We start from the raw sequence: 21481 nt of genomic DNA, 5'->3' as shown, positions 1-21481 counted from the left end.
GTCATGGCTGCGACTGAAGGGCTTCCAGCACCCTGCAATCGGCTACGCGGCCGCCCGGGCAATTGCCGATCATCCGCTTCAGTTTGCCCTGCAGCGCCTGCAGGTCGCGAATCCGGCGTGTGATGTCGGCGATATGCGCCTTCACCACGTCATCCACTGAACTGCACTCGTGCTCGCGCTGTTCACCAAAGGCAATCAACTCGCGGATCTGCTCGATGGAGAAGCCCAGTTCCCGCGCCCGGCGAACGAACGACAGGCGCCTCTGGTCCTGGGCGCCGTAGTAGCGGTAGTTGCCCACGGACCGTAGCGGCGGCTGCAGCAGGCCGATATTTTCGTAGTAACGGATGGTTTCGGCCTTGCTGCCGGTCTCGCGGGCCAGCTGGCCGATGGTTAGGTGGTTGGACATGGGCTTGACCTTGTAGTGGCTACAGGGTTGATAACGATGGTCCGAACCTTTCTCAAGCCAGGCCACAGCTTGGCGGGAGTCATCCATGGACCACTGCTGCGGCCACAAGCGCCAGGAACTGGAAGCCTTGGCTCTCCATAGTGCGCAGCGACGCGTACTAGTGGCGGTGCTCGTCATCAATCTGGTGATGTTCCTCATCGAGTTCCGCGCGGGCATCGTGGCGCGCTCCAGTACTCTGCAGGCTGATGCGGTGGATATGCTGGGTGACGCAATCGTATAGGGCCTGAGCCTGTGGGCGGTGAACCGGGGGGCGCGTTGGGAAGCTGGCGCAGTCCTCGCCAAGGGGCTACTGATCCTGGCCTTTTTTGTCTTCATCGTGGTGGAGGTGGTCAGCAAGCTGGTCCACGGCGTGCCGCCTTCCAGCGGCTTGATGCTGGGGTTCGGAGCCATCGCGCTGATGGCCAATCTGGTGTGCCTGACATTGCTGTGGCGGTTCCGCGCGCTCAACATCAACATGAAAAGCACCTTCGAGTGCTCCCGCAATGATGTCGCAGCCAACTTCGGTGTACTAGTGGCTGCCGTTGTCGTTGCGCTGACCGGACGCGGCTGGCCGGACATCGTAGCTGGCGCGGTGATCGCCCTGCTATTCATCAAATCTGCACTGGAAGTGATTGGAGAAGCATGGCCCGCGTGTCGTACAACGACGAAGGAGTGACGCGAGGGTAGTAAAGGTTGAAGCCCTCGCGCCATTTTAATGCTCGCCGCTGAGCGAGAGCGGACGTTGCCGGCCTCGTTGAGCCCTACGCTTTGGGTGCCTAGGGCATATTGCACTCGGCGCCGATCTGCTCAGTGAGAACTGTAAGGGATTGCTGAAATGCGGCCGCAAATTCCTGGCCGCCGTCTCTCTCGTGACTTTGAGCGATCGAGGGGAGCAATCTGGTCCACGTGTCGAGCAGAACCCCCGGATCTTGGTGTGTTAGAAACGAAACCCGCAGCGCATACTCCATTGCCTTTAGGTAGCCGCGGTGCATCTCAAGCACGGCCTCGCATGCACGGAGGCGATCAAGGATTTCTGTGATTTCGGAGGTCATGGCAGTCTGGACAGGAAGGGGAGTGGAAGGCGATAGTCTGCGAACATCTAAGCGAGCCCGCTATGAGCATCCTCAACCTTCTGCTCACTCGTGACCACCTTGTCGTCGCAGTGGATACCCTTGCAGAGGACGCGATCACAGGGGCACATTCCGCAGGGGCAAAGCTGCTGCTGATCCCTCAGCACAACCTAATGCTTGCTACGCGAGGTTCTACGCAATTCTTCCTCCGAATTTATGAACTGGTACTCCAGGCCAGCTTCCGGGCAGATTTCACAATGGAACAGCTATCTGCTGAGTTGGGGCTGGTGGTGGACCAGCTGTGGCCGAACTACGAGAGGGCGGCCGTCGAGGCGGGATTACCGATCGAGCAGCTCGGAACCGAGTTGGTGCTTGGTGGCTGGTCGCCGAAGAACCGTCGGATGATGGCAACGGCATATGCCAAAAATGACAGCCAGCGACCTTGCGTGGTCCAGTCGATCGGGGGGCAGCTGGCGTCGCCAGGCGAACCGCTCCGAGCCGTAACGCCCAGCATGGCCCAGACGGATCTCCTGGCCCATGCGCGTTTGCAGGCCAGCTACCTCAACGAGCAGTTGGGGAGGCAGGTGGCAGGAGGGCGGCTGCTCGTTGGATTCCTGCAGAAAGGGCAGGCCGTACTCAAGGATTTGGGAGGGATTTAGGTAGTGGCACCGCACTGGCTCGGGCTGCGATCCGGTCCTGCCTCACCCCATCTCTGCCGGAATCGTGGAACTGACCTCCAATGAAATAGTTGAGGTAACTCCTGGCGCGACCGATGTGCGGCCGGGAATGCGTTCCAAGTTAAGTCGTGACGCTAAGGGCATTTGGCCGCAGTGGCAGGCCTCACCCAGGCATGAGTCTAGGTAAAACCCCTTAATCGTATCGACCATCAGCAGTCAGACTCACGGGGCCGCCTATTCGGCCGAAAAATCGGGCAAAACAGCAATGGCAAACATCGCAACTTCGATCCACATCGAAAACAATGACTTGCTCTCTCTGTGCGAAGATTTCTATAGAAGCCTCGACCAGGTAGCCAAAGTTGCAATTGGCAGCACATACACGCAAGAACTTTTGTCGCTGGTCGAACTCAGCGGGTTCGCTAGGCTAAGCGACGATTTTCCTGATGGCTACACAACCATCATAAGCGCTGATGACCTCAGTGCGTATCTTCGAGGCGGAGAGTATGGCGAGATGGTACGCAGGCAGTGCGTTGTAAGCATCTGCGCATGCACAGAGGCTTTCGTAAGCTCGCTGTTCCCAATCATGGGGCTAGAAGAGTCAGATGGAGAAAGGTATGGCGAGTTCGCAAAGGAATTTAATGTTGATGTGCAAAACGGCAACAAGGTGCTCAGGAAGATCTATTACATCTACAAGCATCTCAAGCTGGCACTAAAGTTTGAAACGTCCAACTGGGAAACTACGCAGTGCCCACGCATGTTGGACGAGATGTTTACGATTCGGCACACCATAGTCCATTTCGGCGGGATGGTGAAAAAGCCGGCGCACCGCGAAAGAATTGGCAGGTTATTTAGGCCCGATGGCGACGAATTGTCGCTCAGCCCGAATTCAATTGACGACTTCATTCATCGTGCGACCATAAACCTTCATGGCCTTATAAGAAAAGTTGATGCATACATCACTCATATCAACAAGAATGAATGACAAAATGCTCAACTGGGCGCAAGTTCCGCTTCACGATTATTGCACGCCAGAAGTGCGGGCGTGACGGCGTTGCTCTAGAGGTGGCGAGCAGTCATGTCCGTAAGATCGCATAGGCAATTCGATGCCGAAGCCATAGCCTTGGTGCCTGTCTCAGTCAGTGCGACTGACCGGGGCTATAGTGAATGACGCTAGGGGCGCCCGATATGGCGCGGCACATTAGTGACTCAAGCAATGGGGCAGAAGGCATGAGGAGTCATGAGTACGTCCTGCTGGACGGGATCAGTCGAGCGAAGATCGGCCGTTACTTGGGGACTGCGGCAGCCGCCATTTCAGCGGGCATTGTCTACTTGGTCCTGCGGGTGATCGATCTGGCCGCAAGGTACGGCCTACCTGCGCACCTGACGCCCTCGGTAATGGCGCTCATCGGTGCGGGGGCCGTGTACCTGATCCTCTATTGGCTATTCGACCGCCACCTCTGGCGAATTCCTTGGCTGTCACGGCTGCTGAAAGTCCCCGATCTGCAGGGGCAGTGGCGCTGCGAGGGGACTTCGTATGGCGGGGCGGACGATGCGTCGGCGCGAGACTGGACCGGTACGGTGTCTATTGCCCAGAGCTGGGATCGATTACGAATTCGCTTGACCACCGAGCAATCCGGGTCCGATAGCGTGGTCGCGGCACTGATGCACGATGAAGCTGGTGGCTACCGGTTGTTTTATAACTATCGCAATGATGCGCGTATCGATCAACCTAATCTTGCCAATCACGTAGGCTTCTGCGACATGACTGTCAGCGCGGACCAACAGCAGGCCGAAGGTGACTATTTCAATGGTCGAGGGCGTGCGACCTACGGTCGAATGCGCTGGAGGCGCCAATCATGACCGCAATCGATCATCGGCTCCAGAAGCTGCGCGCCCGGCGATCGGGTGCTGACCGCTCCGCCGCAGTTGCCGCGGATCAACAGGTCGAGATCCTCCGCAAGCAGCTCTTGGGGGAGGCCTATGAGCGGCGGGCCGGGGGCAAACCATCCACCCGCTACGCCTTGGGCGCCATGCAGGAGGTCGATCCCGACTACACGCGCATCAGCGTCGAGACCGCCAGCCGGGTCGAGAACCAACTGCGACAGCGGTTGGCGGCCGAAGGACTCGGCACCACCTATCGTTTGCAGGGTTCGGTGCCATTAAATGTGCATATTCGGGGCGTCAGCGATGTGGATCTGCTGACGATTGGGCTGGGTTCGTTGTATTACGCGCCAGGCGGTGTTCGGGCCCAGCGCGGAGCTTACTCCCCGCCGGTTCGCGACACCCTGCTGTTGCTGCGCGATCTACGTCGCACGAGCGAGTCTGCCTTGCGCGCCGCCTTTCCGGCAGTCGACGTAGATGCGACCAATGCAAAGGCCGTCAAGCTCAGCGGCGGCTCGCTAGCTCGTCCTGTCGATGTCGTCCCTGCGGTGTGGTGGGATACGTTGCAGTACCAGCTTAGTGGACTGGAATACGATCGTGGCGTCTCTATCTACCACAAGTTCGACCACGTTACGATCGACAACTTGCCATTTCTCCATATTAAGCGGGTGTCAGACCGAGATATTGTGGCGTTCGGCGGCCTCCGCAAAGCGATCCGGCTATGCAAGAACGTCAAAGCCGACGCAGAAGAGGAGGGCACGATGATCGGCTTATCCAGCTTTGAGATCGCCGGCTTGCTCTATCACGCGGACCTGGCCGCACTGCGCGCCGGCGCGCAATGGGAGCTGGCAATCCTGACGGAGGCGCAACGGCACTTGGATTGGTGCTATCACAATCCCACCGAGGCTCAAGCGCTGATGACGCCCGATGGTTCGCGGCGCATCCTGGATACGCCCGAGAAAGCTGCCGCGCTGTGGCGACTATCAATGGAGATGGACAAGCTGTTGCGGCAGGTGGCGCGGGAACAGGATTCGACCCTGTACATGCAGGAATCCCCCAGCCTGGAGAACAGTCGACGCGCGGTGGAGCATGTGATCGTCCAATAGGAATTGCGCGCCCCAGTCGTAGTGGCATCGAGGACCAAGGGCCGGCCCGCGACTATCAAGCAGGCCCGCGGCCGCGTTGGTGTTGACGGCGCCGGCCCGGAGGTGGTCGACCGCTGACCGCAGCCCATGGTCGGTCATGGTCATCAAGGCGGGCGGGACGATGCCCTGACGGGCAGGGCGGCTTTCGCCGCGACTGCCAAGGCAGTCAATCCGAAGTTGACTTTATTGAGCGTTCCAGCATTCGGGCCGCCGGATTCGTTTCGGCTGCACCGGCTTGATAGTAGCCAATTACACTCACCACCGATCGGTGATCGGTCATTGCCATGATGGCTGGCAGGGCAATTCCTTGCCTAGCACCTTCCGTCACGAAACCCGATCGTAGGCTGTGACCGCCAAAGCTCCCCACCAACCCGGCAGCGCGTGCGCGATTCTGGATGATGGTGGCCACCGACTTCGGTGACAAGCCGGCCCCAACTTTCCCGCGTGTTAATTGGCGGAAGAGGGCACCCTCCTGCAGTCCAGCCGCTTCGATCCAGGTGCGAAGCGCTTCGGCCGGTGGACCTAACAAGGGCTTGTCCGGCGAGCCGCCTGCTTTGACGCCCTCCTGAAGCGTTTTACCGACATCCAGGTGGTAGAGGTACCCGCCGTCGATCGGCGCAAGCTTGCTCAAGGCGGCATGGGCCGTCTCGCTCCGCCGGCGCCCACCACTGGCGAAGGCAAAGTAGAGCAGGGCACGATCACGTTTCCCAACAAGATCGTCCTCACAGGTCGCAATCATCGCCATCAATTCGGTCGCAGTGATCGCCGTCTTCTTGCTCGGCCGCTCGCCGCGCTTATGTGCGGCGCGACGGCCCTTGGCCAACAGCTGCCGAACCTCGCTGCTTTCGCAGGGATTGGCCAGCTTGAGCAATTGATGGGCGCTGGAGAGCACCGCAACGCGGTGGACGATGGTCGACAGCTTGAGCGGTCCTTGGCGCTGCTTGAATTTGCCTTCTACCAAAAGCGCATCCAGTGTCGGCGGCAGCTCCCAGGTCAGGGCGTCGCCTGAGCGCCGGGCCAGATGATCGATGATGAACTGGATCACGCAAGACGCGTCGACCGGCATGGCGATGACCACTCCGTAGCGGCCTTGGTACCAGGCCGCCCAGTAGCGCAATGCGGTGGCGTAACTGCGCGTGGTGTTGGCCGAGGCCGCTTCGGCGAAGACTTCGCGTACCGCGTCCGCCGAGGACTGCGAGAGCTGCGCCACGGTCGGTTTGGCAGGAGCCGCGGTGGTCAGAGTTGGCAGGAGGTCGCTCATAAGTGATTGAAAATATAGCGCAAAAATCTCCCGAGTTCCGATAAATATATCTTATCGGAACCATCAAAGAATAGGGCGGGGCAGCCATTTTCGCGACGTGTATCACACTTGCTATGATCGCGCCGACACACTGAGTGTCACACTCGAAGGATCGAAATGGCCGTCTATGTAGTGACCTGGAACTTGAACCGCGAAGCGAACTACGAAGCAAAGCGGACAGCGTTTCTGAACCACCTGAATCGGCACGAAAACGTCGCCGATCCCGGCCTTGAGACCGTGCGATGGATCTCAACGAGCCTATCCGCCGACGCTCTATGCACCGATCTCAGGCAGCGTCTTGATGGGAACGACCGGATCTTTGTCACCCATGTCTACACAGGCAGCCACCAAGGCTACCTATCCAACACGACCTGGGCATGGATCAATCAGCGGCTGTGACCCTGAGGGACGTATTCAGTGGCGCCTCCCAAGGCACCACTATGGTCCTCGCCACAGCTGGAACTATCGCGATCCCGGCAAAAGAAGATGCTGGCCTTGGAGACTGCCGTAGCGTGACGTACATCTGCCATCAGTCATGCAGCCCCGAGCCCGCCATCGGACAAACTCAAAATCAAAGAGCGCGCCCCTGCAGATCTCGGTTTAATCAGGGCAGGAAGCGCGGGCCTGCAGGCCCAGATTAGCCGCACGCGGAGCGGCGCGCGATTTGCCAAGGCTTGCTCCCCCAGCGCCCAGAATCACCGATACGCAGACCGCGATCTTCGCCGGTGGCACAAGGGTTCACTCGCAGGTTAAATTGAGCAACCACCAACCGAGACTCTTGGGGCAACTTGTCTGCCGTTCGATCAAATCTGGGGCATCAGTTTCGTAGCTTCGTCGAATTAGGGGCGCCTTGATGGGAGTTCCGTCAAATGTGGGGCGACTTTCCGTAGAAAATGGGGCGACTTTTCGTAGTAGGTGGGGCGACTTCTCCCCGTCAATCAACAAGAACCAAGAAAACTGACACTCGCATAGGGCAGTGCGGAGGACACGAACGCCGCTACAGCCCTATACAGCATTTCGCATAATGTATATTATGTTCAGATCATCTTGGGGTGGCTGGCACGCCTCTTGCCGCTTCCCCGGCACCTACTCTGGCATGGAGCCTGATCGTGCGTGATCGGAAACTGACCGGCCCTTGGGCCGGTTTTTCGTTTAAGGGTGGCCGACTGGTCACGCCCGAGGGACGCGAACTGCTGCCCGAGGATCTGGCCTGGCTGTCGCTCACTGCTGCGCAAGCGCAGGAATGGCGCCGGATGATGGAGGCCGGACGCGCGATCGGCAAGCCCCGGAAACCCTTGTCCTTCAACGCCGCCAGTGTCGTGAACCTCTCTGATGCCTTGGCACATCGCCGGGAAAAGCGGTCATCGGTGACGATGACTGGCCCCGACGCCGAGCCGCCAGCAGCAGTCCTACCGGTACCGGGGCCGAAGCGCCGTCAGCGCGTGTGAGGCGCTTCCGTAGGGGCGCTGCCCCTACACCCCAGCTAGAATGCGCGCAGGACGACCTGGGGAACCGTATGGACCGCGAACGACACGAACCGACCTTTAGTGCTCCAGACCTGCAAGAGGTCCGGTTCCGAAGCCATCAACGCCACGCAACACCAAGACAGGAACCAACGTCGCCCTGGCTCTACATGGCCGTTGCCGCGGTGGCACTTATCGTGATCGCTATGGGGCTGATCGAGTGGAATGCTCGGCGGCAGGCCGCGGCGATGACCCGCGAGCTGATGCGCCCGATGACGACCCAAGAAGAAGCTGAATTCAAAGCAAAAATAGATCGCGACATGCGAAAACTAGAAGCTGAGAACGCGGCGGACGTAGCTGCGGTTCGCAGAACCATTCAACTCGACCGTGTACTCCCAACTGTGCAACAGCGCCCACTTGGCGACGGGGAGCGCTGTATGCAAGGCCATCGTTTCAAGCGAATCGAAGGCGGCTGGCGAGACCTACCCAACGATCCCTGCTAGACAAGAATGGCTGCGATCAGCAGCAACGCCACAAGATGGCCGATGTAGTAGCCATAGAAGATCTTGCCGGAGCGCGGCACAGCAACGTTGAAGTGGGCCAGCCGCAGCGCTGGAATGGCGAGCAACGCCCACGCGTTACCGTTGTAGGCGCACAACAGGCCCATGCAGCCCCACACCAACCACGGTTGACCACCCTGCCCTCTATACCAGCGCCATCCAGCGAGAACGAGCCACACGCCCGGCCACGCATAGTCCAGCCATGCAGGGGCGATGACCGCAAGGAACGCGACCAGAATCCAGTACCGGCGCTCAATGGCCCACACACAAGCAGCGGCCGCAGCGAACGTCAGCAGCACATTCAGCGGTAGCAACTGGCCGAATGCCAGGACAGCAACGGGCGTTGCGGCGATGCCCCAAGTTGCCAAACGCTGTACGGACTTCGAAATGTTCGCTCCTGGCTGAGCCAGATTGAACGCCATCACCAACGCGAAGACCGGGAACGCGCCCCGGCCAAGCTCCGAAACCACCGGCACATAGCCAAGATCCAGCACCTTCACAACGTGGTCGCCGGTCATCAACACCAACGCCAGCCACTTAAGCAATTCACGCCCGCCGCTTGTCATAGCCGATTCTCCCCCGGCGGTGTCGTCATATAACTGCTTGTGCTGATGGGCGGAGACTCCGGAAAACTCCCCATAGCTCGCTGACTGCGAGCAATGGCCGTGCCTTCAACCTGGCGTTGATTGATTTCCTGCATGCCACGATTTATCTGCGTTTGCCCATCAACAAGCCGATCTTCGCGCTTGGGCAAGTAGGGTTCGTACTGACCACTACGCGCAACCATTCGACAAGTCGGCTCGTCCGCCAGTTCATACCGCGTCCCCTGCTCCGTCACGCATGTACAGCTGGGATCGTCCTGTTCGCCAAGACCGTTCTGCCCGCCGAGCGACGACATGCAGAAGATGCGCGGCGGTTCGGCCGGAAGACTAAGCGCGCCGTCATAGACAGGTGCGCTCCACGGTTGCGATGGGACGCGCGGGAGGAACTTGTCGACATATTCCTTGAGTGGCTGTGCCGGGCTCGGCGCGGCCGCACCGCCCGCCGTCGCCGATGCTCCGTCGTGCGGTGTAGCCGCTTGAGCAGTAACGCCGACTCCGGGGTTGTCTCCGCCGTTCATTCGCTTGTCCATGCGCCCGAACGCGAAATACATCATAAGGACGGCGGCAATGGCCAGAACCGGCAACGCGATGACGTACCAGGGGATACGCCGCTCGGTGGTGTCCAGCTCAGTGGACTTGTACATGCCCATAGGTCGCTTGGGCAGTGTGCGACGCTTCGTGACCAGCGGCGTTGCTTTCTCTGCCCGGGCTTCAAACTTATCGAACTCGCGAAGATCGACAAACTTCGTGCCGAAACGGCGGCGCACATGCACGTGGCGCTCAATCAGATCATGCACGAACTGATCGCACTGCTTATCCGGCGACTGGCTGATGAAGATGAAATCCAGACCCTTGTGGCGGTGCTTGGCCAGCTGTTCGACGTGATGCGGAACCTTAGAGCCTGTCGGACGCTTGGGCAGCATGCCGTGTTCGTACGCCTCATCTACGAGCGCAACAGCACCATCGGGCAAGAAGTTCGGCCAGTCCTTGAACTGTTCCGGCGTCATTTCCAGTACGCCTGTTCTAGCGTAGTCGAAATCACGGATATTGCAGGCGTACACAATCCGCCCCTGATCCTTGAATTCAAGAAGCCGCTCAATTCCGTGCAGCGTCTTTCCGTGTCCAGGCTGGCCCGTGTACCAGTAGATCATGAGCCCGACCCCAGCCCATCGGCAACTGACTTAGGCACGATGAAAATCTTCCACGCCATGCGCACCGTCAGCGCGGAAAAGATCATCGAAAAGCACGTGCCAACACCAAGGTAAGACAGCATTTCCATCGCCTGACCATCAATGCCGCCAATGAACTGAAGAACGAACTCCTTCAACTTTGGCAGTAGTGCATTAAACGTGACGGTAGTGAGCCCGAAGGTTGCAAGCATCTTTCCCAGCATGCCCGCTGCCGCATCCTTCAGCTTGCCAACAAGCGACGTTGTCGCGTCTACGATCCAGTCAGAAACCATGCCCATTAGAAGACCGCTCCCATAAGAATCCGAATTGCCGTATACGCACCAAAGATGAGGATCAGCCCGCGCAGAATCGCTGCAATTCGGCAGAAGTATGGGACGTCACCTGCACTCACCGTCTTGCCCATGATCGTGATTGAAGGTGGCTGCGGACACGACCCGCCGCCGCCAAACATGTTGCTGGTGTCGAGCTTGTCGGTTGAAAGTGGAATGCCCCACTTTTTTGCGCTGGCAACGTCGGCTGCGCCATCACCGATTGGGGTAACGCCTCCCCTGCCCTCAAGCACATCAGCTACACCATTGCCATTGGCATCACCTTGAGTACCGCCTTGGCCTGGTGTGTCTTGCTTGGCAGCCAGCTTCTCCACGGCACATGCAGATCGCCATTGCATCAGAAGCTGGGTGTACTCCATGGCATTGCATTTCTCACCAGTGCACGTCGGCATACCGGCCTGCGTACACTGACCACCACTGATGTTGTTGTTACGGCGCGTGTTGCACTCGATGCGCCACTGAATGCGAGCTTGTCCGCACATGATTGGCGACCCACTACATGAAGGGGGCGATTCGCATGTATCACCACCAGAGAAGCTCTCGGGATCATCCGTGTCAGGCTGCCCGTCGTTGTTCTTGTCTCTTTTGCAGGTCCCGTCTGGCCCTCGCACCTCACCCTGGGCGCACTGACCATCACCGGGAATGCAGCTGCCAAGCGGGCTACGAATCATGCCCGCAGGGCACTCGTTGTCTTCCTTCTTGCATGAGCCTGCTACCAACGCCATGCCATCAGGACATGACTTCTCTTCAGCACAGGCATTGCCAACTTTTACCTTGCCTTGAGGACATTCGGGCTGCACAGGTTGGCAAACGCCGAGCATGGCGTTCCACACCATGTTCTTGCCCTGAGCAGCACAGTCGGGCTTCTTTGCACAGTAGCGACCATTGTTGCTGTAGGTCGTGGTGTCATCGCCGTTATCGCGGTAAGTGACCTCACAGCCGTCAATGCAACGAACTGAGCCCGAAGGCGGAAAGAACGGCGTCACCTTGCCCTGATTGGCTTCGCAGCTTTGCCGCCAATCGAAGGTCTGATTATTTACCCAGCCACTAGATGATCCGTTGTGCAGCTTGAAATCTGCCTCAAGAATCACCCAGCCGTAATCACTACCCCTCTTCTCCAGCACACACCGCCGACTATTGATCGCGACATAGTTGCCATACGGCAACGGGTTGTACCCCTCGCACTCGGCCATCGCCTCAGGGATTGTGCACGGCGGACTGCGCTGCGAATTGCATTTCACAACATCGCGTGCCTCAGCTCGCTCCGGAACTGCAACGCCGCCAACGCAGAGTATTGCCATGAAGAACAGTAGTAGGGCACGCCTCATTACATGCCCTCAAACGCCAGCCAACATGCGCCGCAGATACCAACGATTATGAAATAGCCCATGACGATTCCCCCAATTAAAAAGGGGGCGAACGTTGCCGTGCGCCCCCGGTTTCAGAACCAGCCCGTTTACTTCGCAGCCTTGCGGGTGTAAGCCCACACAAGAATCAGGCCGATCAGCACAGCGCACGCACCGATGACCACGCCGATATCGGCCTTGCCACCGGCCATTTCACCTGCGATGGCCGCACCTGGGGAACTCGCACCGCCAGAGGCCAGAGCGGCGCCCGACGCGACAAGAGCGGTAGTACCGGCGCCAATCTTGGCGACGGTCGAAGCGCCGAAACGGCGAGCAGCGTTCATGAACTTCATTTTGATTTTCCTCGTCATCAGTAGACCCCTATGCGCGCCGCGCGGAACACGAGGCGCGCTTTCAACCCGATTGCCCAAACTCCAACGATGGAGAACGCGACAAGGGTTCCATCAGCCAATGTCAGGGGTGGCAACACTGGCTGGTGGTACGGCATCCAGACCGGCACCGAACACGTGCCGTCCTGCTGCACGTTCTCAGCAGCACAACCGACCACGTAGAGGGGCGCCGGATCGGACATGGTTTAGGCCTTCTGTGCGACCGGACCCGGAGCGGGCGACGGTGTCAGAAGACGAATGCGCCGACCAAAATCGAGGCCGCCATACTTGTTGCTTTCCAGCGACGTCGGGCACAGGTCGTAGGTGCCGGGCTTGTAGGGCTGCTGGTCGTCATCCAGCGTCAGTTTGAACGGAAGCGGGAAATCTCCGGGGCGAAGCACGGCAGCTTTCTGCTCACGGAAATGGACAGCAGCCTTGCCGTCGCGCGCGGGGAAAGAACGGGTTTCGACCTGATCGGTCATGACTTCAACTTTCATATTGGGATCACCTTCCAAGCGATTGTCCGGCCGAATGCGAATGTGACTTTCCACGGGGACGGCCAGAACACCCCGGTAGCCTTGTCGAACCACCCGCCTTTGATCTTGCGGATGTCTGCCTCACCGCCGAGCGCCTCGCGGGCCTCTTTAGGTGCTTTCCACCAACGCAGTTCGCGCCTGGACTCTTCATTGAGTCCACCGACGCCACTGGTTCGGAATCCTTTGGGAAATGCGCCTGCCACGACGCTGGTGAACTTGCTGGCGTACTTCGCGAGATAGCCGACGCAGTTGCGGGCCCTCTCAATCTGACTGGAACCATGAGGCCACCAGCCGCGCTGATCGACCTTGCCGAAGTACATGCCCTTGGGCACCCACACCATCACGTGGTAATGGGGGCGAAGGCGCTGAGTGAGTTCGCCGACCCATACGTAACGGAACACTTCACCTTTCCACCGTTCTCGCCGATCTCGAGTTCGATTGAAGAAGCCGCGCATGCGCTTAAGTAGCTCGCTAACGTCACGAGGGCTGCTATCGCTTCCGTCTCTGTAGGTGAGCGTGAGGAAGTACCACGCGCCACGGCGCGAACCTTTTTGCGCCTCTTGGTCATGAAGCCGTGCTCCGGTGATGACGGACTTTCGCAGCCGCTGCGCCTTCGCTAGAAGGGGATCAATTTCGATGGTGACCCGGCCAAGACGGACCGGCGTGTCACTTGTTTTGTAATAGACAAGCCCAAGGGCGTCGGCCGCTGCGCGGCCGTCGCCCTTCAGCAGTTCCCCGACACGGAAATACTCTTGCAGGGACGTGCCAGAAGCGCGCTGCGAACGGCGCATGTCCTCGTTGGCGATTTCCACGCTGCGCTGCCCTGCCCTGTCCATAGCGACGGACAGGTCGAATGCCCGCAACTCTGGGGAGCGCGGATCAACGGGAGTCGGTGGAATTTCAATGCGGCCGTCCGACTCGGTGCATTCAAAGCAGCAGCCACCCTTGAACAGGTAGGTGACGACGTTGCCGCAGAAGGCGCATTGCAGCTGCTGGACAGCGCTCATTCTTCCGGCTCCTGAATCAAGCAGATGCAGGTGCGTCGGCAGTAGCAGTGACCCGGAGTGCACGCGGGTAGACGAAAGAACCAGCGGTACAGGCTGTCGAGGACGGTGGTCATTTCTTGCGCCTTTCCATGCCCATTGACCATCCGATGAAGACGACGACGACAATCCAGCCCGCCACAATCGGGGCCCAGAACTTGAGATCGCTCATCGCCCGGCCTCGCGGTCGTCGGCAATCCACATGACGACGCAGGCGCAGAGAACGAACACGCCGAATGCGATCACGTTGACGCGCAGGAACAGATCGAGCGGATCGCCTGCCACTTGGACGACCGGTGCAGTGATGAAGATGGGCGGAGCCGGGATCATCGGCGCACCTCGGCCAGTGCCTGGGCGATGACGGCACCCTCAGCGGCCGGATTGGATCGAGTCGCAGCCAGTGCGACAGACAGGCGGCGCGGAATCAGCGCCAGCCCGAAGGAGACGGCCGCAATGCAGCCAGCAAGAACGACCCCGATAAGCGCATCCATTGCCCTACCCCGTCCCCAAGCCCCTACCCCAAGGGAACCCGCCAACGGCCTTGGGGTGCCGGTGGCGGGCGTATGCGATCCCGCATACGGGGCCGATGTATAGTTCCCCGAATACACCCTGTCAACGGAATCGTGTACATGGACGCCGTCAACCAGCTGCTCGACCAAGCCCGTGTCGGAACAAATCTCCCTTCAGACAATGCTTTAGCTCAGCGCATGGGGGTCACCCGCGCCGTCGTCTCAAATTGGCGACAGGCCCGGAATCCCATTCCTGATGAGCGAATTGCGCAGCTTTGCGCCATGGCAAAGCTCGATGGACCGGCATGGACGGCACGCATCCATGCGGAACGCGCGGCATCCCCGGCCGAGCGCGCGATGTGGAAATCGATGTTGGACAGGTTGAGCGCGGTCGCCGCAGTGTTGGCGCTGGTAGTGTTCGCAGCACCAGGCGCCGCCCGCGCTAAAGCCATTGATTCACAAGGCTTTTCCGGCTCAGATCAGCCGCATTCTGTATATTATGTTACGGGCAAGATCGCTACCCAAGAAGCCAGAGCCTCACCAGTCCTCAGATCCCTGACTTCACTCCTGGCCAGCGTTCCCACTCAATCCCCGCAGCGTTGATAGTCAAACGGAATCCGCAGGATCTTCCCGTCATCACCCGGACCGGAGATGCTCGCCTTCAGCGCAGTGCCATCACGCCGGTACTCGATGCGCTTCGGGAAGTCATTCTGCGGATTCTCGAACACCACCCAGTTCGCGCCATGGTCTGCAATGACGAACGTGGTTGGCGCCACGCCATTGGGCTGCACATGCAGGCCAGCCGCTTTGCCCGCCGGCACCAGGCGCATGTACTCGAATGACTCCATATCGCCGTGGCTCAGCGTCCGTGACATCCCAAGTAAGGCCCCGCCGGCCTCGGGCAGCCAGACCTCATCAAGCCTGCGCTCCTCGGTACCGCCGCACCAATGCCCGGCCAGCCAGTCGAACTCGGCCGGTGCGGCCATAGCCGCGCCACTTCCCAACGCCAGGCCAGCGCCCAGCACCGCCACCTTCGACTTCAACATGTCCTGACCTCCTGGTTGGGTTGGCTGCAGGCTAGCGGCACGGACACCGAGGGCGCTTGTAAAAACGCGCAGGATGGCGTCCGATGCCGCATGGACTACTGCGAGCACCCTGCCCCCGACGACCTCCGCCGTCACGTCCAGTGCATCTGGTGGCTGCAGGACGACGCACCCGGGAATGACGTGCAGGTTATCTATCCCGATGGCCGTTGCGAGCTGCTGGCCGAAGTGGGCGTGCCGCTGCAGCTGCATGGCACAGATGGCCGTATCCGTTCCGATCTACCGTTCTGTTTCGCGGCACAGCAGTCAGGGCCAATCCGTTTGCAGGCCGCTGGTGCGGTGTTCTGCATCGGTGTGCGGCTGCAGCCGGCCGCGAGCGCCTTGATCGCCGGTGCCCGCTTGCCCGGCCTTCGTGACCAGGCCCCGGACCTTTACACGCTGGATGCTTCCTTTGCCGAAACGTTCAGTGCCGCCGCACGCGCCAGTGCGGCCACCAACACGCCCGAGCCTCTCTGGCAGGTCCTGCGGGATCGTTGTTCCAGCTTCGTCCTGGACGAACGTGTCGAACAGGCGGTTGCGCAGCTGGATGCGATGCAGGGCGATCTGCGCATTGCCGAACTGACGCGGCGGCTTGGCATGTCCCTGCGCGGCCTGCAATCCCGCTTTCTGGCCGCGGTGGGCATGCCCCCGAAGGAGTACGCTCGTGTGCGCCGTCTGCAGGCGATTCTGCACACCCTGGATGGAGAAGCCACCAGCATTGCCACTGCAGCCGCACGTCACGGCTACAGCGACCAGGCCCATGCCACGCATGATCTTGTCCGCTGGACCGGGGTAACGCCCGGCCGGCTGGTGAATGCCCTGCGTGGCGATCGTGGCAGCGACGATGCACTGCGGCTGGCAGCCGCCTTCGTGCGCGGAAGCAGTAGCGGCCACTCAGGATAGCTGGGCCCCGCCCTCCTGCCCTGCTCCAGAGCCGACTCCATCAGCCAGCGCTTCCCGCCGTCCGGATCTGCTTCCCCAGCTCCCGGATCCGCGCCTCACCCGCCTTCAGCGCCTGCGGGCTGGTATGGACCGAGTAGTAGCCTGTTGCCAGCGGATACGAATGCTGTGCTGCGGTACCGAACACGAACTCGGTGTCCTCGCGGGCGAAGAACGCGACCTCGTGGCCGCCTTCCTCGAAGACCACCAGTTCACCTGCACCGATCGCTTCGGGCACACGCAGCGAGCCCACGCTCACGGCGGCCCAGGCTACGTCATGTCCCGGCGGCGGTTGGAACCGCCACGATTCTCCCGCCCGCAGTTTCACCGAAAAGTAGTTGATCGGTGCCGGGGCATCGATGGGGCTGCGGGCCGTGCCGTACGCTCCCAGCAATACGGTCACCGGGCCTTCGCTGAGGATCTGCTCGGGGCCGATGTAGCGGCTGAAAGGTGCAGCCAGCTCCAATGCAGGTGGCAACGCGAGCCACAACTGGAAACCGCGCAGGCGATCAGAATCACCGAATCCGCCACCGTGCCACGCGCCACTGCCGGCCTGCATCCACTCCATCCAGCCGGCCTCGATACTGCCCTGGCGGCCCTGGTCGTCTTCATAGTCGACGGCCCCTTCCAGCAGCCAGGTGAGCGTGGCGATGCCCGAGTGCGGATGCAGGCCAAGCGCAGGGGCTTCGGCGCGCGAAAGATCGCGCGCGTCGATGAGATCGAGGAAGACGAACGGCTTGAGACGTTCGCCCAGGTCGGAAGGACTCACCAGCCGGGTGATGGGTCCGTGGCTGCGGCCGCGGGTGCGATGCACGATGCGGCGCACGGAGGCGACCGGAGACATCGCGGTGGATTCGGAGGGGTGGACGGCAAGCATGGCGTGGTCTCCTTGGAAGCGGGTTTCGAACGTCGCGACGACGTCGTACGCCCAAGGTAGGCACTGAGCACTCATGGCAGTAGCCCGCCAGTTCGGATTTCATTCCTCCATCGTTGGAGCAATGGCTGCCACGCGAGGAGGCGGCAGCGCCTCCCGCTCAGGTGCTTACCAGTTGCCCAGCATCAGATGGGTCGTGGCGAAGTCGACAAACGCGCTGGCGGCGCGTGGCAACTGCCGCCGGCTCTGGTAGACCACGAACAACTCCAGCCCATCAATACGGTAGTCGGGCAGGACCTGGACCAGCGTCCCTTCCCGCAACGGCTGCGCCACCATCGCCTCGGTCAGCAGCGCGATGCCCATGCCGGCCACGCAGGCCTTGGTCAAGGCCAAGGCCGAGTTGGCGCTGAATCGCCCTCGCACTTCGACGTCGGCGGGGCCATCCGGCCCCATCAAGCGCCACTGCGTGCGCCCTGAGCCCGAGGGCACGGCGATACAGTCGTGCGTGGACAGCTCCTCCAATGAGCTGGGCGCTCCCCGTGCCCCCAGGTAGGCCGGGCTGGCCACCAACACTGCACGGTTGTTGCCCACCCGGCGCGCGATCAGTGTTGGCCCGGTGACTGCACCTGCGCGAATCGCAACATCGATGCCGTCAGCGACCAGGTCGGCGCGCGCGTCATTGAGCACGAACTCCAGGCGGACCCGTGGATGGGCCTGCAGGAATGACTGCACCCACTCCAGCTGGAACCAGTTGAAGAAGTCCACCGGCGCGGCGACGCGCACCTTGCCCACCGGCACTTCGCTTCCCTCGGAAAGCTCCAGGGTGGCGTCCGCCAGCGCCTCGATCTGCTCCACGCTGCGTGCGTACAGGCCCTCACCGGCATCGGTCAGGGTCAACTTGCGGGTGGAACGATGCAGCAGCCGGACACCCAGCTGCTCTTCCAGCTGCTGGATGCGCCGGCTGGCAGTATTGGAGGGCATGCCGATCCGGCGCGCGGCCTCGGCGAAGCTGCCGGCTTTGGCCACCTGTACGAACAGGGCCACATCATTGAGATCGATCACCCGTGGTCTCCATGCAGACGACCTCCGGTACGGAGGTCCCTGCATTGTGTTGCAAATGGTGTCGCGGCGCTCGGCGCAGCGCCCTGCCCTCATCGGGCCTTGCGCGCATCCAGGCTGAACCGGCCTGCGCCGTTGGCGGCCAGCATCAGGAATGCACCGGCAATGGAGACATTCTTGAGGAACATGATCATCTGCGTCTGATCAGCAACGTTGTTGTGGAACAGGAAGGCGGTAGCCAGGGTGAAGCCGGCAAGCAACATGGCGACCAGCCGGGTCTGCCAACCCGCTGCGATCGCTAGCGCTCCGCCGACCTCTGCAAGGATCACCAGCGGCAGCATCAGCGCGGGGACACCGACCGAGGCCATGTACCCCGCCGTGGCCTCGTAGGCGCTCAGCTTGCCGAATCCCGACAGCAGGAACAGTGCGACCAGCAGGAGGCGGCCGAGCAGTTCGACTGCGCCCTGCAGGCGGGTGGAGGACGAGGCACCAAAGGTGGTTGTGGAATAAGTGGACATGTCTGCATTTCCTGGAGGCGTGTTGAAACAAGAGGGACGGTGGCAGCGGCAGGAACGACGACATCATCATTGCCAGCGGGACGCACTCTAGGCGCCCCTTCCACCGCCCACTAGCTGTGTAAACCCACTACGTTGTTCAGCCGTACTCTTGAGATAGGTGGCTGGCCGCCGATCGCCATATGGGGACGGTGCCAGTTGTAGTGGTGCAGCCATTGGTTCAACACGGAATTGCGCTGGTCCGAGGATGCGTACTCGCAGGCGTAAGCCCACTCGCGCAGGCTGGTCTGGATGAAGCGCTCGGCTTTGCCATTGGTCCGCGGCGTGTAGGGCTTGGTTCTGATGTGCTTGATCCCAAGGGATTTGAGCAGCTTGGCAAAGGCGGTAGAGCGATAGCAGGCACCGTTGTCGGTCAGGATCCGCTTGAAGGTGATTCCCAGGCTGGCGTAGTACTCCAGAGCGCCCAGCAACGCCTGACAGGCGGTTTCGCCCTGTTCGTTGGGGTGGACGCTGCTGAAGGCGACCCGGGAGTGATCGTCGATGGCCACGTGGACGTAGCCCCAGCCACCGCCGGCGGCGTTTCCCCTGCGCTTGGCATCGGTTCTGTGCCCTGGCCGCTGGAAGTTGCCCAGCTTCTTGATGTCCAGATGCAGCAGCCCTCCGGGCTGATCGTATTCGTATCGGATCACCTCCTTGGGCGGATCAAGCCGACACAACCGATTGAGGCCGTGGGCGCGCATCAGCCTTGAAATCGTACTGTGGCCGACCCCCAGCGCCTTGGAGATGGTCAGGTAGGTCTGCCGTTTACGGCGGTGCTCCTTGATTTGCTCGACTACCGGAGCAGGTGTGGCATGCGGCGTCTGGTGAGGCCGTGAGCTGCGGTTTTCCAGGCCCGGTGCCCCGAACTGGCGGAATCGGGCCAGCCACTTGTAGGCCGTACGCACACTTACGCCACACGCTTGAGCTGCTTCTTCCGGGCGTAGGCCCTCGTGGAGGATGCGGCGGACCAGAAGCGCTCGACTAAACGGCGTCAAACGGGCATTTTTATGATTGTTCATCCGGGCTCTTTGGGGACTGGAACGGTGTGGTAACCACCATTTTCCAAAGATGTCCCGGATGAACAACCTACAGAGAGATCACAACTAGCCGCCCCAGGGGGAATTCACCCGTCCATTCATGGACGAATCCACCCACAGCGGGATTGCCCCCATCCGTGGACGAATGAAATCCGCTGCAATCGGCTAGTGGGGCCCAATGCCCCGAAATAGAGTGCAGCCGTGGCCCATGGCAGTGCGTTCGCCGGGCCCGTCCTACCCTCCACTACGAGAACCGCCATGAAGCTCCTGCACATTGATTCCAGCATCCTGGGCCAGCAGTCGGTCAGCCGCCAGCTCACCGCCCAGCTCATCGAAGCTGCCCGCAAGCAGCATGGCGACGTGAACGTGACCTACCGCGACCTCGCCCTGGCACCGGTCGACCACCTTGCTCCGCCCCACCTTGCCGCTGCCCAGGGCGCCCCCATCGAAGCCGATGCCTTGCAGCAGGACGTGGCGCTCGGTGCCGACGATCTGGATGCCTTCCTGCAGGCCGATGTCGTCGTCATCGGGGCACCGATGTACAACTTCAGCATTCCCAGCCAGCTCAAGGCCTGGATCGACCGCATTGCGATTGTCGACAAGACCTTCCGTTACACCGCACAGGGGCCGGAAGGCCTGGCGGGCGGCAAGCGGGTGCTTATCGCCTCCACCCGCGGCGGCATGTACGCCGGTGATGTGCCGGGTGCGGCCATGGACCATCACGAAACCTACCTGACCAGCCTGTTCGGCTTCCTCGGCGTCACCGACCTGCAGTTCATCCGGGCCGAAGGTCTGGCAATGGGCGACGATGCGCGCGCACAGGCACTGCGGCACGCCCAGCAGGACATCGAGCGCGTCTTCGCCTGATAGCTGTGCCGTCGGCGATACACATCGCCACGGCATTTCAATCCCATTCCGCCCGACGCACCGAAGCCGATGGACAGCGATATCGCTGTCTACAGGAACCGGTGCATCACATATACATCAACCAACCCCAGCGTTCGATGCCGAAACGCCGCCGGTAGCGTCCCGACCACGGCAAAGCCCAGCTTCCGGTACAGCTCAACCGCTGGCGCATTGGAACTGACCACGTAATTGAACTGCATGGCCAGGAAGCCTTCCGATCTGGCTCGATCAAGACTGTGCTCCACCAGCGCCCGGCCAATGCCGCGACCTTGTACCCGAGGATCGACCACATAGGTGGCGCTGGCCACATGCGCACCCAGATCCGGGAAGTTGGCGCCCATCTTGTACATTCCGGCCACGCGCCCTTCCAGAACGGCCACAAAGGCCGCCTGCACTCCGAACCAATGGCTCCGAAAGGTGCCGGCCTCGAAGGTGCCGGCGAACGGGAGCGAATCCTCCATCGCAATGGCCGCCTTGAAAATCGCCCACATGGCGCCGAAGTCACCGTCGGTGGCAGCTCGGATTTCCATGCGATTCCTCGCGGA

At 60.9% G+C, this 21481-nt stretch carries 27 protein-coding genes and 2 pseudogenes; 11 read left to right on the top strand and 18 right to left on the bottom strand.

The window, feature by feature from the left end; genetic code table 11:
• Position 1: 1 nt before the first annotated feature.
• Positions 2-493 (bottom strand): MerR family transcriptional regulator, encoded by a 492-nt coding sequence (locus ACZK13_RS10360; RefSeq protein ID WP_232418982.1) that lies wholly within the window; start codon positions 491-493, stop codon positions 2-4.
• On the opposite strand from ACZK13_RS10360, the pseudogene ACZK13_RS10355 reads away from it, so the two are divergent.
• The 5 genes and pseudogenes from ACZK13_RS10355 (at position 492) to ACZK13_RS10335 (ending at position 5179) form a co-directional block, all read left to right on the top strand.
• Positions 492-1121 (top strand): annotated as a pseudogene (locus tag ACZK13_RS10355) (cation efflux transmembrane domain-containing protein). The gene ACZK13_RS10360 and the pseudogene ACZK13_RS10355 sit on opposite strands and share 2 nt — an antisense overlap.
• Before the next feature lie 438 nt (positions 1122-1559).
• A complete protein-coding gene (locus ACZK13_RS10350) occupies positions 1560-2174 on the top strand; it encodes a hypothetical protein (RefSeq protein WP_032966728.1) in 615 nt (204 codons plus the stop codon).
• 283 nt (positions 2175-2457) lie between these two features.
• Entirely contained in the window at positions 2458-3174 is a 717-nt protein-coding gene (locus tag ACZK13_RS10345; protein ID WP_032966726.1) for a hypothetical protein, read from the top strand.
• 245 nt (positions 3175-3419) lie between these two features.
• Positions 3420-4052 carry a Cap15 family cyclic dinucleotide receptor domain-containing protein gene (locus tag ACZK13_RS10340; protein WP_032966723.1) on the top strand — a complete coding sequence of 211 codons (633 nt, stop codon included), beginning with the start codon at positions 3420-3422 and terminating at the stop codon, positions 4050-4052.
• Entirely contained in the window at positions 4049-5179 is a 1131-nt protein-coding gene (locus tag ACZK13_RS10335) for a hypothetical protein (protein ID WP_032966722.1), read from the top strand. Before ACZK13_RS10340 ends, ACZK13_RS10335 begins: the two co-directional genes overlap by 4 nt.
• 205 nt (positions 5180-5384) lie before the next feature.
• Here the strand turns inward: ACZK13_RS10335 and ACZK13_RS10330 are convergent, their stop codons facing one another.
• Positions 5385-6479 carry a site-specific integrase gene (locus tag ACZK13_RS10330; protein ID WP_050557867.1) on the bottom strand — a complete coding sequence of 365 codons (1095 nt, stop codon included), beginning with the start codon at positions 6477-6479 and terminating at the stop codon, positions 5385-5387.
• A 156-nt stretch (positions 6480-6635) separates the two neighbouring features.
• On the opposite strand from ACZK13_RS10330, the gene ACZK13_RS10325 reads away from it, so the two are divergent.
• The 3 genes from ACZK13_RS10325 to ACZK13_RS10315 all read left to right on the top strand — a co-directional run bounded on the left by ACZK13_RS10325 (position 6636) and on the right by ACZK13_RS10315 (position 8484).
• A complete protein-coding gene (locus ACZK13_RS10325; RefSeq protein ID WP_032966721.1) occupies positions 6636-6917 on the top strand; it encodes a hypothetical protein in 282 nt (93 codons plus the stop codon).
• A gap of 710 nt (positions 6918-7627) precedes the next feature.
• Positions 7628-7966, top strand: a complete 339-nt coding sequence (locus ACZK13_RS10320; protein ID WP_478482496.1) for a DUF3653 domain-containing protein — start codon at positions 7628-7630, stop codon at positions 7964-7966.
• Positions 7967-8151: 185 nt separating this feature from the next.
• The gene (locus ACZK13_RS10315; protein ID WP_478482495.1) at positions 8152-8484 is read left to right on the top strand and encodes a hypothetical protein; all 333 of its coding nucleotides are present in this window, start codon (positions 8152-8154) and stop codon (positions 8482-8484) included.
• Here the strand turns inward: ACZK13_RS10315 and ACZK13_RS10310 are convergent.
• The 10 genes and pseudogenes from ACZK13_RS10310 to ACZK13_RS10265 form a co-directional block, all read right to left on the bottom strand.
• Positions 8481-9107: a TraX family protein gene (locus ACZK13_RS10310; RefSeq protein ID WP_478482494.1), complete on the bottom strand. Its 627-nt coding sequence runs from the start codon at positions 9105-9107 to the stop codon at positions 8481-8483. The two genes, ACZK13_RS10315 and ACZK13_RS10310, sit on opposite strands and share 4 nt — an antisense overlap.
• Before the next feature lie 725 nt (positions 9108-9832).
• Positions 9833-10294 (bottom strand): annotated as a pseudogene (locus ACZK13_RS10305) (zonular occludens toxin domain-containing protein); the annotation flags it as partial.
• Positions 10291-10611 (bottom strand): DUF2523 family protein, encoded by a 321-nt coding sequence (locus tag ACZK13_RS10300; protein ID WP_053443011.1) that lies wholly within the window; start codon positions 10609-10611, stop codon positions 10291-10293. The gene ACZK13_RS10300 and the pseudogene ACZK13_RS10305, both read right to left, overlap by 4 nt.
• Positions 10611-11855: a hypothetical protein gene (locus ACZK13_RS10295; RefSeq protein ID WP_478482493.1), complete on the bottom strand. Its 1245-nt coding sequence runs from the start codon at positions 11853-11855 to the stop codon at positions 10611-10613. The genes ACZK13_RS10300 and ACZK13_RS10295 overlap by 1 nt, the downstream gene beginning before the upstream one ends.
• Before the next feature lie 263 nt (positions 11856-12118).
• Positions 12119-12361, bottom strand: coding sequence for a hypothetical protein (locus tag ACZK13_RS10290; RefSeq protein ID WP_053443009.1), 243 nt, complete (start codon positions 12359-12361; stop codon positions 12119-12121).
• Between the two features lie 17 nt (positions 12362-12378).
• A complete protein-coding gene (locus ACZK13_RS10285; RefSeq protein ID WP_053443008.1) occupies positions 12379-12600 on the bottom strand; it encodes a hypothetical protein in 222 nt (73 codons plus the stop codon).
• Between the two features lie 3 nt (positions 12601-12603).
• A complete protein-coding gene (locus ACZK13_RS10280) occupies positions 12604-12894 on the bottom strand; it encodes a single-stranded DNA-binding protein (protein ID WP_053443007.1) in 291 nt (96 codons plus the stop codon).
• Positions 12891-13769: a rolling circle replication-associated protein gene (locus ACZK13_RS10275; protein ID WP_187296460.1), complete on the bottom strand. Its 879-nt coding sequence runs from the start codon at positions 13767-13769 to the stop codon at positions 12891-12893. The genes ACZK13_RS10280 and ACZK13_RS10275 overlap by 4 nt, the downstream gene beginning before the upstream one ends.
• Positions 13770-14144: 375 nt before the next feature.
• The gene (locus ACZK13_RS10270) at positions 14145-14306 is read right to left on the bottom strand and encodes a hypothetical protein (RefSeq protein ID WP_187296456.1); all 162 of its coding nucleotides are present in this window, start codon (positions 14304-14306) and stop codon (positions 14145-14147) included.
• Positions 14303-14467: a hypothetical protein gene (locus tag ACZK13_RS10265; RefSeq protein WP_187296455.1), complete on the bottom strand. Its 165-nt coding sequence runs from the start codon at positions 14465-14467 to the stop codon at positions 14303-14305. The genes ACZK13_RS10270 and ACZK13_RS10265 overlap by 4 nt, the downstream gene beginning before the upstream one ends.
• A gap of 132 nt (positions 14468-14599) precedes the next feature.
• Here ACZK13_RS10265 and ACZK13_RS10260 point away from each other — a divergent pair, with 132 nt between their 5' ends.
• The gene (locus ACZK13_RS10260) at positions 14600-15088 is read left to right on the top strand and encodes a DUF3693 domain-containing protein (RefSeq protein ID WP_478482492.1); all 489 of its coding nucleotides are present in this window, start codon (positions 14600-14602) and stop codon (positions 15086-15088) included.
• On the opposite strand, the gene ACZK13_RS10255 is transcribed toward ACZK13_RS10260, so the two are convergent.
• Positions 15070-15531: a DUF6265 family protein gene (locus ACZK13_RS10255; RefSeq protein WP_125895913.1), complete on the bottom strand. Its 462-nt coding sequence runs from the start codon at positions 15529-15531 to the stop codon at positions 15070-15072. The two genes, ACZK13_RS10260 and ACZK13_RS10255, sit on opposite strands and share 19 nt — an antisense overlap.
• A 90-nt stretch (positions 15532-15621) precedes the next feature.
• Between ACZK13_RS10255 and ACZK13_RS10250 the strand changes: the two genes are divergently transcribed.
• A complete protein-coding gene (locus ACZK13_RS10250) occupies positions 15622-16470 on the top strand; it encodes a helix-turn-helix domain-containing protein (RefSeq protein ID WP_346484551.1) in 849 nt (282 codons plus the stop codon).
• A gap of 40 nt (positions 16471-16510) precedes the next feature.
• On the opposite strand, the gene ACZK13_RS10245 is transcribed toward ACZK13_RS10250, so the two are convergent.
• The 4 genes from ACZK13_RS10245 to ACZK13_RS10230 form a co-directional block, all read right to left on the bottom strand.
• The gene (locus ACZK13_RS10245; RefSeq protein ID WP_317216585.1) at positions 16511-17383 is read right to left on the bottom strand and encodes a pirin family protein; all 873 of its coding nucleotides are present in this window, start codon (positions 17381-17383) and stop codon (positions 16511-16513) included.
• A 165-nt stretch (positions 17384-17548) separates the two neighbouring features.
• Positions 17549-18442 carry a LysR family transcriptional regulator gene (locus ACZK13_RS10240; protein WP_253143126.1) on the bottom strand — a complete coding sequence of 298 codons (894 nt, stop codon included), beginning with the start codon at positions 18440-18442 and terminating at the stop codon, positions 17549-17551.
• Positions 18443-18531: 89 nt separating this feature from the next.
• Positions 18532-18957: a DoxX family protein gene (locus ACZK13_RS10235; protein WP_125894057.1), complete on the bottom strand. Its 426-nt coding sequence runs from the start codon at positions 18955-18957 to the stop codon at positions 18532-18534.
• Positions 18958-19067: 110 nt separating this feature from the next.
• On the bottom strand, positions 19068-20012 hold the full coding sequence (locus ACZK13_RS10230; protein ID WP_012510977.1) for an IS481-like element ISStma3 family transposase: 945 nt from the start codon (positions 20010-20012) through the stop codon (positions 19068-19070).
• A 276-nt stretch (positions 20013-20288) separates the two neighbouring features.
• On the opposite strand from ACZK13_RS10230, the gene ACZK13_RS10225 reads away from it, so the two are divergent.
• On the top strand, positions 20289-20897 hold the full coding sequence (locus ACZK13_RS10225; protein ID WP_125894055.1) for an FMN-dependent NADH-azoreductase: 609 nt from the start codon (positions 20289-20291) through the stop codon (positions 20895-20897).
• A gap of 89 nt (positions 20898-20986) precedes the next feature.
• Here the strand turns inward: ACZK13_RS10225 and ACZK13_RS10220 are convergent, their stop codons facing one another.
• Positions 20987-21466, bottom strand: coding sequence for a GNAT family N-acetyltransferase (locus ACZK13_RS10220; RefSeq protein ID WP_253143125.1), 480 nt, complete (start codon positions 21464-21466; stop codon positions 20987-20989).
• Positions 21467-21481 lie beyond the last annotated feature (15 nt).

Source organism: Stenotrophomonas sp. 99219_Sma (assembly GCF_056480785.1).
This window is presented reverse-complemented; position numbering and strand designations above follow the sequence as displayed.

Coding starts and splice junctions, on each gene's coding strand:
- ACZK13_RS10360 (WP_232418982.1), bottom strand. CDS start 493: ATGGATGACTCCCGCCAAGCTGTGGCCTGGCTTGAGAAAGGTTCGGAC.
- ACZK13_RS10350 (WP_032966728.1), top strand. CDS start 1,560: ATGAGCATCCTCAACCTTCTGCTCACTCGTGACCACCTTGTCGTCGCA.
- ACZK13_RS10345 (WP_032966726.1), top strand. CDS start 2,458: ATGGCAAACATCGCAACTTCGATCCACATCGAAAACAATGACTTGCTC.
- ACZK13_RS10340 (WP_032966723.1), top strand. CDS start 3,420: ATGAGGAGTCATGAGTACGTCCTGCTGGACGGGATCAGTCGAGCGAAG.
- ACZK13_RS10335 (WP_032966722.1), top strand. CDS start 4,049: ATGACCGCAATCGATCATCGGCTCCAGAAGCTGCGCGCCCGGCGATCG.
- ACZK13_RS10330 (WP_050557867.1), bottom strand. CDS start 6,479: ATGAGCGACCTCCTGCCAACTCTGACCACCGCGGCTCCTGCCAAACCG.
- ACZK13_RS10325 (WP_032966721.1), top strand. CDS start 6,636: ATGGCCGTCTATGTAGTGACCTGGAACTTGAACCGCGAAGCGAACTAC.
- ACZK13_RS10315 (WP_478482495.1), top strand. CDS start 8,152: ATGGCCGTTGCCGCGGTGGCACTTATCGTGATCGCTATGGGGCTGATC.
- ACZK13_RS10310 (WP_478482494.1), bottom strand. CDS start 9,107: ATGACAAGCGGCGGGCGTGAATTGCTTAAGTGGCTGGCGTTGGTGTTG.
- ACZK13_RS10300 (WP_053443011.1), bottom strand. CDS start 10,611: ATGGGCATGGTTTCTGACTGGATCGTAGACGCGACAACGTCGCTTGTT.
- ACZK13_RS10295 (WP_478482493.1), bottom strand. CDS start 11,855: ATGGCCGAGTGCGAGGGGTACAACCCGTTGCCGTATGGCAACTATGTC.
- ACZK13_RS10290 (WP_053443009.1), bottom strand. CDS start 12,361: ATGAAGTTCATGAACGCTGCTCGCCGTTTCGGCGCTTCGACCGTCGCC.
- ACZK13_RS10285 (WP_053443008.1), bottom strand. CDS start 12,600: ATGTCCGATCCGGCGCCCCTCTACGTGGTCGGTTGTGCTGCTGAGAAC.
- ACZK13_RS10280 (WP_053443007.1), bottom strand. CDS start 12,894: ATGAAAGTTGAAGTCATGACCGATCAGGTCGAAACCCGTTCTTTCCCC.
- ACZK13_RS10275 (WP_187296460.1), bottom strand. CDS start 13,769: ATGGACAGGGCAGGGCAGCGCAGCGTGGAAATCGCCAACGAGGACATG.
- ACZK13_RS10270 (WP_187296456.1), bottom strand. CDS start 14,306: ATGATCCCGGCTCCGCCCATCTTCATCACTGCACCGGTCGTCCAAGTG.
- ACZK13_RS10265 (WP_187296455.1), bottom strand. CDS start 14,467: ATGGATGCGCTTATCGGGGTCGTTCTTGCTGGCTGCATTGCGGCCGTC.
- ACZK13_RS10255 (WP_125895913.1), bottom strand. CDS start 15,531: ATGTTGAAGTCGAAGGTGGCGGTGCTGGGCGCTGGCCTGGCGTTGGGA.
- ACZK13_RS10250 (WP_346484551.1), top strand. CDS start 15,622: ATGGACTACTGCGAGCACCCTGCCCCCGACGACCTCCGCCGTCACGTC.
- ACZK13_RS10245 (WP_317216585.1), bottom strand. CDS start 17,383: ATGCTTGCCGTCCACCCCTCCGAATCCACCGCGATGTCTCCGGTCGCC.
- ACZK13_RS10235 (WP_125894057.1), bottom strand. CDS start 18,957: ATGTCCACTTATTCCACAACCACCTTTGGTGCCTCGTCCTCCACCCGC.
- ACZK13_RS10230 (WP_012510977.1), bottom strand. CDS start 20,012: ATGAACAATCATAAAAATGCCCGTTTGACGCCGTTTAGTCGAGCGCTT.
- ACZK13_RS10225 (WP_125894055.1), top strand. CDS start 20,289: ATGAAGCTCCTGCACATTGATTCCAGCATCCTGGGCCAGCAGTCGGTC.
- ACZK13_RS10220 (WP_253143125.1), bottom strand. CDS start 21,466: ATGGAAATCCGAGCTGCCACCGACGGTGACTTCGGCGCCATGTGGGCG.